Raw genomic sequence first — 11,845 nt, 5'->3', positions numbered from 1 at the left:
ACTATCTGCCTTGCCACAGCTCTCCACACCGACCACCGAAACGTGACGGACATCCCGGAGCCGGTCGGTAAACGGATCCAGAATGCCCAGGTCACAGGCCATCATGAACATCACGAACAGCCCAAACTGCGGTCGGTAAAGTCGCGGCGGAGAAGGACACCCTGCGCCAGCAGCTGATCGGCTGGCTCGCTCCTGCGGGCATCCCGGTGCTGGTGGTCCGCGGCTTCGGCTCGCAGTCGTACGCCGACATCGTCCACGACCGCGTCACCGCCGACCCTCGCGACGGGGTTCTTCTGGTGGTTGGTGATTTCGACTGCTCTGGCGAGGACATCGAGCGGGACTGGGTGGCGCGCACCGGCTGCTGGAGCCGGACGGAACGGGTTCTGCTGACCTACGACCATGTCCGCGCCTACGAACTGCCCGCGGCTGAAGGCAAGCAGGGCGCCCCGAGGTGGCTGGCCTTCGCCCGCCGCTACGGCTTCGACCCCCGCCGCCCGGTGAATGGGAGGTGGAAGCGCTGGAGCCGTTCGAACTCCAGCGCCTGGTCCTCGCCGCCGTCGACGCGTACATCGACCGCGACGTCCTCGCCCGGCAGATCAGCCCGCGAGGAACAGCAGCGCCGCGCCCTTCAGGAGTTCGTCGGCCGGTGGGGCGCGCGTGATGTCTGAGGGGTCGTCTTAACCCCTCACGTCGGCCCAGACGAGTGTTCCTGGGAAATCGGTGTCCATATCGATGGCTCGCCACTCATCACCACTCAGAAGCAGGCCTTCCGCTGGGGCTTCGGCCACTGTCCCCGGGGGAGCAGCAGAGCTCTCGCCGGGGGAGCAGACGGTGGTTGTGTCCCTTGTTTAGAGGCGTCGCGCCGCCACTACGCGGCGGGAAGGGGCAGAGCTGCGCGCTGCCGGGCCGGTGGGCGGCTGGTGAGGCCTGCGGTCGTGCGAGTGGCAGCCCCGGGTGCACGCCGCCCCTGAGAGTCAGTCCTCAGACTCTCAGGGGCGGACGTCAGGGTGCACCCGTCACGTCCTGAGACCGCGCCATGTGGTCTGAGGGCGTGAGGGGCGGGGCACCTGGGTGGGGCAAGGTCACGGTGTTCCGTTGGCGCCGCTCGCGCAGGGGCTGCCCGCGCCGAACGTTCCGCCCGTTCCACCGGTCCCGCCACGGAAGAGCATGCCCCCCGTGGCGTTGCCGCCGGCGCCGCCGATCCCGCAGGTGCCGTCAACGCTGGCACCCGACTTCACACCGCCATTGCCGCCGGTGCCTCCGTTGCCACCCGAGTTGGTGAGCCCTCCAGAACTCACACCACCGGCTCCGCCAATGCCCGCGGCGCCACCGGGGTAAGCACCGCCGGAGCTGCCGTTGCCGCCCTTCCCGGCATTACCGCCCTTACCTCCGTTGCCGGAGGCGTTGGTGCCGCCGGCGCCTCCGTTGCCGCCCTTTCCGCCGCCGTGGCCGATGCCGCCGTTGCCTGCGTTACCGCCCGCACCACCGCTCGATCCACCGACGCCACCCAGGCCGCCCTGGCCGCCGGCTCCGGCGCTGGCGCCGGAGTTCCCGCCGGCACCTCCGATGCCGCCCGCAGCGGCGTTGGTGCCCGCACCGCCCGCACCGCCCGCACCACCCGCGCCGTTGAGGCCGCCGGAGGCACCGGTGCCACCGTTACCGCCGGTCGCGCCGCTTGAGCCACCAGTGCCACCGGTGGCACCTGCACCGCCGGATCCGCTGCCCACGCCGATTCCGCCGTTACCGCCCGCACCGCCGACCCCGTTGGCGAAGCCGTTGCCGCCGGGGCCGCCGGCACCGCCCGCGCAGTTGCCCGTTCCGGTCGCAGCACCGCCTGCGGTGCCGGGGAACCCGGCAGGGTGGGCGGCGGTGCCGTTGGCACCCGCAATGCCCGCAGTGCCCGCGGTACAGGCCAGGGCAGAGGCCCCGGCAGGGGCGCCGAAGAAGAGTGCTGCTCCGGTGAAGAGGGTCGGAAGGGTGAGGAGAGCGGTGGTCTGTTTCCGGTTCACGGTGTTTCCTCTGGCTCAGGTGAAGCAAGGGTCGATCCGGGGCGCGAAATCAGGCCGGCAAGTCACCTGAAAAGAGTAATTTCCCTCGAAACATTTGTCTGCGCCGCATGCCGTGCGACAGTCCGAGGGTTACGCGCTACTTCCATACGACACGCATGTCCAGATATTTGTAATAGAACAAGGTGTGCGATTTCCGTCAACAATCACCCGACAGGGCACTACGTAATCCACCGGAGGGAAAATCCCCTCAAAATTTCGTTTAGCCGATATTCACCGACCGGTACTGACGCGAAGTCGCCATTTTGAAGTTTCTGGCTCCTGCGGGCTCTGAACTGCAGGTTCTGGTTATCGGCAGCCGAAGACACTTGGGGCCTCTGCCACCCAGGACCTGTCGAGGCGCATCGCGCGAGGCCGATGCAGGTAGGGCGAGGTGAGACGATGACGGCTCGTCCGCCCCTGGCGTGCACGGAGTTGGCCGAATCCAAAGAGGTATCGGCATGTGCTACCCCCGTCTTGACGGGAAAGCGTACTCCTCATGCATCCCAGACGCAATTACGCCCAAAAATGCCGGGGATGAGGGCCGAGCAAGCGGCACCAGCAGCGAAAGTCGGGACGAGATGCCGGACAGATCGATGCCGTGACTCTGGTTACTGACTCCGACTCATCACCCAGGCGGAAATTTCATGTATCCCCTCCATGGCGGGATGATGATAATTGCCAGCAAAGGAAGCGAACTCCTGCTGGATTACTAGTTTGACTCTGTCGGGGATCTTGGAGTTTCCCGGTGCGGCAGCATGATCGGCAGGCATGCTCGGGTGGTTCCGATGACCGATACAGCTGTCGAGGTGCCTGTTGTCCCTCCCCGTTCCGGTGAGCACGTTCCGTCTCCGATTGCGCCGCTCGCGCGGGCGAGCAACCTGGGTGGTACGACGTTGATATGGGTGCGCGACCGAAGGCCAGCGGGCCGCGTCGCATGCCGCGCGGCCCTCCGGCGCGGCCGCACGCTGTGGAAGCCGGGATCGTCCAGCTCCATGGCCATGGCGTATTTGAAGTCGATGCGGCAGCGGACCGCCTCGGCCGTCTGCCGGTCCGACATTGACCGAGCAGGAACTGCAGCACACAGAGCAGGTCCGCGCTTGCGAGTTGCCCGCGACCCGGGCAAGCACGGCGACCCGCGCTGGCCGGCCTTCGCCCACCGCTACGGTTTCGACCCCCGCCGCCCGGTGCAGTGGGAGGTGGAAGCGCTGGAGCCGGACGAACTCCAGCGCTTGGTCCTCGCCGCCATCGCCCCCTACATCGACCGTGAGGTCCTCGCCTGGCAGGTCGCACGGGAGGAAGAGCAGCGCTGCCTGGCTGCCTTCCTGGACGGCTGGGATGCGGCGGGCGGGGGAGCGCCGTCGCAGCGCTGTACGGGCGCCCGCGATCTTGGGCGGGTGTGGGCGCGGGTGCCGGGCGCAGTGACGCGAGCGGCGAGCGCCGGCCTTTCTCCACCGTGCGCAGCTGCTCCCAGTCGGCTTTGGGGTGGGCGGGGATGACCGCGTTGACGGAGGCGGTGGTGTAGAGCGCGACGTCGACGGCTCCGGCCCGGCTGGTGCCGAAGCGGTCCTCGATCGACTCTGGGGCGCGGATCCAGACGGCCGGACCATGCGGTCGAAGTCGGCCCGGCGCACCCCCAGCCGGGCGGCGGCCTGCTCGGGGCCGAGCGGGGTGTCGGCGGCGACCAGTGCCGCCAGGTCCTCGCGGCGGCAGACCTCCGCGACCTGGCCGGGGTGGTGCAGCGTCCCGTCCGGGTTCGCGCTCAGGTCGACCAGCAGGCCGTGGTCGACGAACCGGCGCACCACGAACGCGGTCACGTTCGCCCGCTCGCCGTACGTGGTCGGGTTGGGTGTGCCGAGCGCGTTGGCGATCCGTTCGGCCGCCGCGCCGCCGCTGATCGGCGGGGAGGGCATCGCGGCCCGGATGGCGTCGGCGTCCAGCGCCTCCACAGCGGCCCGGGACCACTGCCAGGAGGAGGCGTCCGGGTCGGTGATGAGGCCGTGTGCCTCGCCCAATGGAGGTCGCAGACCAGATCGTCAACAGCCCCACCACCGTCAAGAACGGCATGTGGGACGTCCCTGCCGACCCGGTCTACATCAAGTCCGCGAAGCGCATCGACTGACCGGACCTGGCATCAGCCGCCCCCTGCCGCCCCTTGCCCAGGAGGAGGCTTCGCGCGGCTTCGGCTGACTGACGACAGCAGGGCCGGACAGGAGCATCCTGTTCGGCCCTGCTGCTGGTTCCTCAAGCTGCGCGGCGACGCTCGCATCGCAGTGGGCGTGAGCACGGTCAAGAGACGGCTCAGGAAAGAAGCCGGGGTGTGCCCGGCGGCAGCATCGTCTTCGGGGATGGGCACCGCCGGGCCCACCCAGGGTGGCATGAGGCACTGACAACCTCCTTGGCGCGACCGGAGTATCACCACACGCGTCGCATCCGCTGCGGCCGCACGCTGGGCGCATGGCTTGTGAGCACCCGGTCGTCGTGGACCCGCCCGATGAGGAGGGCGGCCGCCGCGTGCGGGTCGACGGGCAGGTCTCCGGGCGCGCGTACAGCGTCCAGGACGTGGTCGCGTTCCTTCAGGAGGCCGGGCTGCAGGGCTTCGACGAGATGGATGTGGTCCGCTCCTCACTCATCGAGTTGCGCGGCGGCGGCCCCGACGTGTGGGCGCACTGAGCGTGGAGTACCCCGTCGCGCTCGCCGAGTCCGTCACCGTTCTGCCGCGCGGCCCGGGATGGTGGTACGAGCCGAAGTACGACGGGCACCGGCTCGTGATGCACCGCACCGCAGAGACCACGCGCTGCCACACCCGGTCGGGCTGCACCGTCACCTCCGCGTGGTTGGATCTCGCCGTGGCCGGCCAGGCGGTGCTGCGCCCTGGGACGGTCCTGGACGGCGAGGCGGTCGTGTGGGTGAACGGGCAGTTGTCCTTCTCGGCTGCGCAGGCTCGCGGCAACTCCACCGCGCGGCGCTCGGCCGCCCTTACGGCGGAGTACCCGGCGAACTTCGTCGTGTGGGATTGCCTCCAAGTAGACGGCGTCGAACTGCGCCGACGGCCGTACACGGAGAGAAGGGCCGCGCTCCTGGAGGTGCTTGACGGGGTGCCGCCGCCAATCCAGGCGACGCCGGCGAGCGACGACCCGGACGTCGCGCTCGCCTGGTACGAGCACCTGCCCGCCCAGGGTTGTTTACGCACAACTGCCGTGTCTCATACGTCTTGTTGGAGCGACGCGTCGAACGCATTCTTGTGGGTGTTCTGGGCTGTGTCCCGTCCGTACGGTCGGTGGGCATGGAGCTGGCGTTCTACTCCAGTGAGGGTTGGGAGTCCTGGAGGCTGTCGGGAATGCTGACGATTCCCGAAGGGATGGCGTGCCTTGTCGACGATGCCCTTCTGTTCGAGGACGGGTGGGGGCTGCGTGCGGCAGCGGTGGCCAACGAGTGGCTGCGGTTGCGGCCACGGAGAACTGTCCGGCGCCGTCGTCCTGGGGGACGTACGCACGGATCCTGCGGGACCGCGCGCACAGGCTTTCCGGGCCCTTCACGCCTGCGGGCCGGTGGACGGGCTGGCTGCGGTGTGCGCGGTGCGTTCTTTTCCGGCGGCCGCCCGGGTCAGGGGCGCTGGTGGCGGAACGATGCGAGGAGACCGCCCGTGCGGCGGCCCTCCACGGTGACCGACACCTGCCCCGGGTCGAGCCCGTCGAGGCCGATGACCTTCGTCGTGTTCCGGACGCGGACGGTGACGGAGTCGATGCCCCGCACCCGGGACAGGTCGAGGGGCGCCCGGCGCGGCCTGCGGTGCAGATTCAGGTGCAGCCGGGTGAGGCCGGGGAAGAGGGCGGCGAAGTCGGGCAACCTTGCCGTTTCCGCCACCCCCTTGAGCCGCAGAGACGTGATCGAGGGCAGCGCGACCTCCGGGAGGGCAATGCGGTCGGCGAAGCTGAGGCTCAGCGTGGTCAGCAGCGGAACGGCCTGGAGCGCGGAGAGGTCCAGGCCGACTGGCACGCAGTCGAGCACGAGTTCCCGGATGCCGCTGTCGGCGAGTGGTTTCAGGGACAGCGTGGACGTCGGATTGCGTACGTGCAGGCGCCGCAGCCCGGTCAGACCGCCGAGGGCGGGAAGCTCCGATGTGCGGTGGTCGGCCGTGCCCAGCGCGAGGGACCCCACGGAGTCCCGGTCGAGGACGGCGGAGAGCTGGTGGATCAGCGACGGCTGGGGGAGAGAGAGGTTCGGCGCCTCGGGGAGCTGGCGCAGACACGCCACCTGCTCCGCGTTCGTCACCGGGATCTCGATGTCGTCGCAGCGGCAGCTGGCCAGGATGGACTCGGTGAACTCGACTGTGTCGAACCGCGGCCACGCGTTGACGACCTCCTGCCGGACACTGCGCTGGGGCGAGTCCTTGTACGCCTGCATCCGCTGCAGGGCGGCCGGGCCCCCGATCAGCCCGATCGTGCGCACGCTCGCGACGGCCTGCTCCTCCGTCATGTCGGCCGGCCCCGAGAGCACGTCGAGGACCACCGCGCCCGCCCGCGCCAGGTTCTCCGCCTCCTCGCGGGTGGCCGGAGGGATGAGGAAAGCGGCGCGGCTGATCACCTCTGCCCTAACCGCCGGGTCGAGCGTCGTGGCGTTCTCCAGGCTCGCCGCGGCCAGAAGGTGATAGCGGCGTCGCTGGGAGGGACGCTGGTCGCCGATGGTTATCAGTTTGCGGAGCAGTTCGGCGCGCTCGCGTTCGCGAGCGTGGCCGACGGCCATGCGGATGACGTCCTCCCACTGGTCGTCGCCGGCGTTCTTGGCGAGCAGATCCAGGTCCGAGGTCTCGACGGCCGCCTTCGCGCCAAGGTAGTCCTGAAAGGTCCTGTGGATGAAGTCGACCGTGTCCGGCGTGGGTTCCCGTAACAGCCCGCTGCGCAGCAGCAGATGACGGAACACCTGGTGCGCGCCGTCCACCGGGACGACGTGCGGCATGGAGGGCAGCCGTTCCCGGATGATACGCACAGCCAGAGCCTGGGTCGCCTCGGAGCGCCCGTTGCGGATGAGCCAGTACGCGAGCCGCTGGAGGAGCTGGACCTGCTGCTCCTCGGTCAGCTGCAAGCCCTCCGGCGCGATGACCTCCCGCTCCTTGTCGCGGCGGACCAGAAGCATCCGCAGCGCGGCCGCGTATAGGTCCATGCGCCCCTCGGGCAGCTGCGAGTGCCGGTCACGGTGCAAAGCGCAGATCACCGAGCACATCAGGGGATTGGTGGCGAGCTGGTACAGGTCGGGCTTGCGGCGCAGCGTGACGTGCAGGGCGGCCCGATACTGCTCCACCTCAGTGCGCTCCTCGGCATCCCCGAGAGTCGACAGGGCAGCGTCGTGCCAGCGGTTGACGAACTTGTCGATGTCGCGCTGGTTGAGGGGCAGCAGGTCGAACTCGACGAACCCGAGGTCCGCCGCCCAGCCGATCGGGACCGCGGAGGGGCGCGTGGTCACGAGGAAGAACGTGCGCGGGTAGATCTCGGTCAGTTCCGTGAGCCACCGCTTGGTCAGCAGCCTCTTCGACTCCGAGATCTCGTCGACGCCGTCGATGAGGACGATGCCGCGCCCGCTGTGCAGGACCCGGTCGGCCCAGCCCTTTGGTTCCGCGCCGTCCAGCATGCTGCCGGCCATGGCGAGGAACTTGTGAGCGGTGGGGAGCGTGGACTCCTGCGCCAGGCTGCGGAGCGGGAGTATGAACGGGACACGGCCGCGGAGGAAGGCGAGCTCGTCGTCGAAGTCGTTCTGCGCGGCGCTGACGGCGAGCCACTGGGCCAATGTCGTCTTGCCCGAACCAGCGGGGCCCCGCAGCACCACACGGTACTTCCCGGTCAGCGCCCCTTCGACCCGGAGCCGGTGGGTAGCCGAGACACTTCCGTCGCGGTTCTGCGCCGAGAGTTCCAGGCTCAAATAGGCTGTGTCGAGCGGCCATCGGGCCTGACCGGGAGCGCTGAGGTCGAGCCCGAAGATGGCGAGCTTGCCGTACCTGAGCCCGAGGTGCTCCAGGTAGCGCCGCTCGAAATCGGCGTCCTGGCTGCGCGGCGGGGGAAGCCGCGCCGTCAGCACCTCCATGCGGCGCATGGTCTCTTCGATCATGCGGGTCTGCGTGATCAGCGTGGCCGGGATGAAGGCCGAGCGCTGCGTGAAGAACTGCAGGATGTGCAGGCAGCAGACGTCGAGCAGGGAACGGTAGAGGTTCGTCGCGTCGGCGCTCATGTTCCGCGTCGAGTCGTCCGCCGCGGCCGACAGCTTGCGCGCCAGCTCAACGTGCCCGAGGTGGACCGCCTGGACGTCCTCCATCTCCAGGTCGCCGAGCGAGAGCAGGGTCTTGGTCAGCGCGTCGACCACGGCTATCCGGTCACCGTCGTGCACCGCCGGCTCGTACGGGTTCGCGGCGAGGGTCCGGCTGATCAGCTTCTCGCTGATCTTGCGTACGTCTCGCTCGTCCAGGGTGCGCTTCTGGCCACGCCAGCTGACCAGTTTGGAGACACGGATCGGCTTGCTGACGAGGTCGGCGCCGCTCTCCTCCCGCACGAACAGCTTCGCCACGAGCGGCTTGATCAGTGTCGAGGCGACCCGCGCCGCCATCCCCAAAGCCGCAGGCTCCACCCTCGACCGCCTCTCGGTGAACCATCGCGTCGGCATCAGGTTAGAGGCGCGGAGGCCCTCTGTCGCCGCAGCACCGAAATCTCCGCGGCTGCGGGTCCTGGCCGGCCGCGCCGAACGGGCCGAACCGGTCCGCATCGTGCGGGAGTCAGGAGTTCCCGAGTCGTCCTTGTTTCACGCACCATCATCCCCAGCCACAGTGATGGCGGGGAACGATCACCTCACGAACGGGAAACGATCTTCGAATCGTCGCCCCTGGTTGAACTCACCTGTGAATGCCCCCTGCATGGAAGGCCCCTATGCCCGAACCCATACCTTCACCCATCGTTCCAACCGACGAAGCACCCCCACACCGACGTGATCTCAGTCACACAGCCGTGCCGGACAAAGGGACAGCATGTCTCGCTACGACGCGACACAACGGGGACGCCCGACCCTCGCGTAAAGCGACATGACCTGCGCGGGACGCGGCGTCTGCCGACACAAGCAGGGCCTGGAGGGTGTGGTCGCCAAGCGGGCGACGAGCGTGTACCGGGCCGGGCGGATCTGGGCCAAGCTGCGGCACGCGGAGACGGTGGACGCGGACGTCGTCGGCTACGTCGGGCCCGCCGCCCGCCCGCACCGCGTGGCCGTACGGCTGCCGGACGGGCGCCGCGTGCTGTCGCGGGCCCTGACCGCGCCGCTGTCCGCTGCTCTCGCCCGCTTCATTGCCGCCGCCGGGCCCGGGCAGCGCGCCCACACCGACGACGGCGAGCGGTACACCACCCTCGAGGGCCTGGTCGTGGAAGTGGCGGCCGGCACCACCCGGCACGCCACCGTCTCGGTCACACGCATCCGCTGACCGACGGCAGCGGGGCCGGACAGAATCACCCTGTCCGGCCCTACTGCTGGTTCCCGGTTGCTCACCGGCTGAGGCGGATGCGCGGCCCCCACGCGAACTCCAGGTCGTCCAGAGTCTGCGGTACACCTGACGGCATGAAGCTGAAAGACCTCAGCCCCCTGATGAAGCGCCGCCGAACCGGCGGCCTCAGCTACGGCTACGACCGCTTCCGTATCGACCCGGCCGTGGCCCCGCCTCAGTGGCCGGACGACGTCCTGGAACAGTTCCTCTACGACTTCGGCGACAACGACCACTTCGTAACCGACTACGGCAGCATCGACCTGCGCGAGATCACCTGGCGGCTCGAGACGATCCCGGCCGCGGACTTCCACGGGATGCCGACCGGAGCCTCCGACGACGGCTGCATCGAGGAGTACGCCAAGAACCCCGCGTACTGGGTCGACGTCCGCCCACGCGAAGTCGGCCTGCACTGGGAAGAGCACGGGACGTGGCTACGCCCGCCGCTCCTGATCGACCGGTGCTTCCTGGACCCGTCGGGCAGCGGGCTGCAGGTCGTGGAGGGCCGCACCCGCGTCGGCGTCCTGCGCGGCCGCGTGCGCGAAGGACTGCACGTCGCTCCCGCCCACCAGGCGTGGGTGGCGCGTCCGTGAGAATCTGCCCCGTCTCGCTGCGTACGCTGCGGGCATCAAGGTGTTCTCGAGGAAGAGCTGCGGATGACTGAGAAGGCGTCTGTGCCCGGGCCGCGCCAGGACATGGCGATGCACAACGACTGGTGGGTGTCGGGCTGGGAGCACGTCCTGCCCCGCCAGGGCTTCCCGCTGACCATGCTGATCGGGACCGCGAGCCAGCCCGGCTTCACCGGCTCCCTGGACGACCTGCTGCAAGAGATCTTCGACGGCCGCTGGGACATGATCGGCGGCAACCTCGACGGTCCCCTCACCTTCTCCTGGCCCGATGAGGAATGGGACTACGAGGCCGCGCCGGAGGGCCGCGAGGCATGCGAGGCGGCCCGCTGGGAGCAGTTCAGCACCATGCTGACGACAGCCGGCTTCCCGGTACCCAACACCGTGCGGGATCTGTCCGAGCTCTACCTGACGTGGGGCCTGGCCCGCTGCGAAGAGACGCCGGACGGCACCCGATGGTCCATGCCCGCCGTGCTCCCGCTGCCCGGCGACCTGCTGCCCCTGGACCCCGAACTCACCCTGCGCCTCGACGAAATCCGCTGGATGATGCGCACCGGCCCGCTCCTGGACACCCTCATCGACCACCTGGTCGACGATCTGGGTGAACCGGCAGAGACCCTCACCTCCCTGGACCGGCTGGCGGCAGCCACGGGCCAGGACGTCGACGACGTCCGGCTCGCCCTCGCGGAACTCGTGAAATCCGGCGACGCCCGTGTCCAGCGCGCCGCGGAGCCGGCCGACGCGGAGCGCCTGGAGGCCCACCGCCGCTTCCGCCTGGTCATGGACTGGGAACACTTCCACGACAACCGAATCCAAGTGAGCCGCGGGTGACCGAGGCCGCGCACGGCACCGTAGGGACTAGCGACACGCGCCTGATCGTGCTCCGAGGCAACAGCGCCTCGGGCAAGTCGTCCGTGGCAGCCGTCCTGCGCGAGAAGTTCGGCCGCAACCTCGCCATCGTCGCCCAGGACAACCTCCGCCGGATCGTGCTGCGCGAACGCGACCGGCCTTGCGGTGCCAATATCGGCCTGATCGACCTCACGGCCCGCTATGCCCTCGACAACGGCTTCCACGTCGTCCTGGAGGGCATTCTGTCCGCCGACCGCTACAGCACGATGCTCCAGGACCTGGTGCGCGCCCATCAGGGCGTCACACGGTGCTACTACCTCCACGTGCCCTTCGAGGAGACGGTGATCCGGCACGCGACGAAGCCGGATGCCGAGTACCTTGCGCACGTCAACGAGGGCCACCTACGCGACTGGTACCGAGACAAGGACCTGCTCCCCGACGGTCTGGAGACCGTCATCGACGCGGCCAGCACCCTGGACGACACGGTCCAACAGATCCTCTCCGAGAGCGGCCTGGACGGCGTTGCCCCGATCGACCGCTGAGGGACGCCAGCGCAGGTACGGTCAGTTTCACGGCAGGCAAGAGGGCACACACCACCGGACCCAGGGGGACCAATGGGCGTGGAGCACGGACCGGACAGCATCCCGTGGGGCGGCGAGTGGCGACGACACCTCCGCTCCGATGCCGAGTCGGATCTCGTGCGCTCGTGGATGCGCCGTGTCGAATGCTCGACCTGCGAGGCGGCCGCAGGGCGGGCCTGCCGCTCCGCGGGCGGCCGCCCGACCGATCATCACTGTGAGTGGGGGCGTTGGTGG

The 11,845-nt window shown here is 69.3% G+C and carries 11 protein-coding genes and 1 pseudogene; 9 read left to right on the top strand and 3 right to left on the bottom strand.

Annotation, left to right across the window (positions count from 1 at the left end; genetic code table 11):
* The first annotated feature begins 206 nt into the window (after window positions 1-206).
* On the top strand, window positions 207-668 hold the full coding sequence (locus CP975_RS34860) for a hypothetical protein (protein ID WP_167532629.1): 462 nt from the start codon (window positions 207-209) through the stop codon (window positions 666-668).
* A gap of 414 nt (window positions 669-1,082) precedes the next feature.
* Here CP975_RS34860 and CP975_RS34855 read toward each other — a convergent pair whose 3' ends face one another.
* Both CP975_RS34855 and CP975_RS35530 read right to left on the bottom strand, forming a co-directional pair.
* Window positions 1,083-2,009, bottom strand: a complete 927-nt coding sequence (locus tag CP975_RS34855) for a hypothetical protein (RefSeq protein WP_167532640.1) — start codon at window positions 2,007-2,009, stop codon at window positions 1,083-1,085.
* 1,009 nt (window positions 2,010-3,018) lie between these two features.
* Window positions 3,019-3,158 (bottom strand): annotated as a pseudogene (locus tag CP975_RS35530) (transposase); the annotation flags it as partial.
* On the opposite strand from CP975_RS35530, the gene CP975_RS00045 reads away from it, so the two are divergent.
* The 3 genes from CP975_RS00045 (at window position 3,146) to CP975_RS36460 (ending at window position 5,392) form a co-directional block, all read left to right on the top strand.
* On the top strand, window positions 3,146-3,544 hold the full coding sequence (locus tag CP975_RS00045; RefSeq protein ID WP_150476424.1) for a hypothetical protein: 399 nt from the start codon (window positions 3,146-3,148) through the stop codon (window positions 3,542-3,544). The pseudogene CP975_RS35530 and the gene CP975_RS00045 sit on opposite strands and share 13 nt — an antisense overlap.
* A gap of 958 nt (window positions 3,545-4,502) precedes the next feature.
* Window positions 4,503-4,718, top strand: coding sequence for a hypothetical protein (locus CP975_RS00035; RefSeq protein WP_055530014.1), 216 nt, complete (start codon window positions 4,503-4,505; stop codon window positions 4,716-4,718).
* Window positions 4,706-5,392, top strand: coding sequence for an ATP-dependent DNA ligase (locus CP975_RS36460; RefSeq protein ID WP_055530015.1), 687 nt, complete (start codon window positions 4,706-4,708; stop codon window positions 5,390-5,392). Before CP975_RS00035 ends, CP975_RS36460 begins: the two co-directional genes overlap by 13 nt.
* 259 nt (window positions 5,393-5,651) lie before the next feature.
* Here CP975_RS36460 and CP975_RS00025 read toward each other — a convergent pair whose 3' ends face one another.
* A complete protein-coding gene (locus CP975_RS00025; RefSeq protein WP_055530017.1) occupies window positions 5,652-8,639 on the bottom strand; it encodes an NACHT domain-containing protein in 2,988 nt (995 codons plus the stop codon).
* 469 nt (window positions 8,640-9,108) lie between these two features.
* On the opposite strand from CP975_RS00025, the gene CP975_RS34850 reads away from it, so the two are divergent.
* From CP975_RS34850 to CP975_RS36455, 5 genes are all read left to right on the top strand, one after another.
* Window positions 9,109-9,498 (top strand): ATP-dependent DNA ligase, encoded by a 390-nt coding sequence (locus tag CP975_RS34850; RefSeq protein WP_055530019.1) that lies wholly within the window; start codon window positions 9,109-9,111, stop codon window positions 9,496-9,498.
* Between the two features lie 134 nt (window positions 9,499-9,632).
* The gene (locus CP975_RS00020) at window positions 9,633-10,148 is read left to right on the top strand and encodes a hypothetical protein (protein ID WP_055530021.1); all 516 of its coding nucleotides are present in this window, start codon (window positions 9,633-9,635) and stop codon (window positions 10,146-10,148) included.
* A gap of 63 nt (window positions 10,149-10,211) precedes the next feature.
* Window positions 10,212-11,012 (top strand): DUF6042 family protein, encoded by an 801-nt coding sequence (locus CP975_RS00015; RefSeq protein ID WP_055530023.1) that lies wholly within the window; start codon window positions 10,212-10,214, stop codon window positions 11,010-11,012.
* A complete protein-coding gene (locus CP975_RS00010) occupies window positions 11,009-11,572 on the top strand; it encodes a P-loop NTPase family protein (RefSeq protein WP_055530025.1) in 564 nt (187 codons plus the stop codon). Before CP975_RS00015 ends, CP975_RS00010 begins: the two co-directional genes overlap by 4 nt.
* Window positions 11,573-11,644: 72 nt before the next feature.
* On the top strand, window positions 11,645-11,845 hold a 201-nt coding region (locus CP975_RS36455; RefSeq protein ID WP_425474215.1), incomplete at its 3' end, for a zinc finger domain-containing protein.

It is taken from the genome of Streptomyces alboniger (assembly GCF_008704395.1).
Taxonomy (GTDB): Bacteria; Actinomycetota; Actinomycetes; order Streptomycetales; family Streptomycetaceae; genus Streptomyces; species Streptomyces alboniger.
Note: the sequence above shows the minus strand (reverse complement) of the source record. Positions and strands in the feature narration are given on the sequence as shown.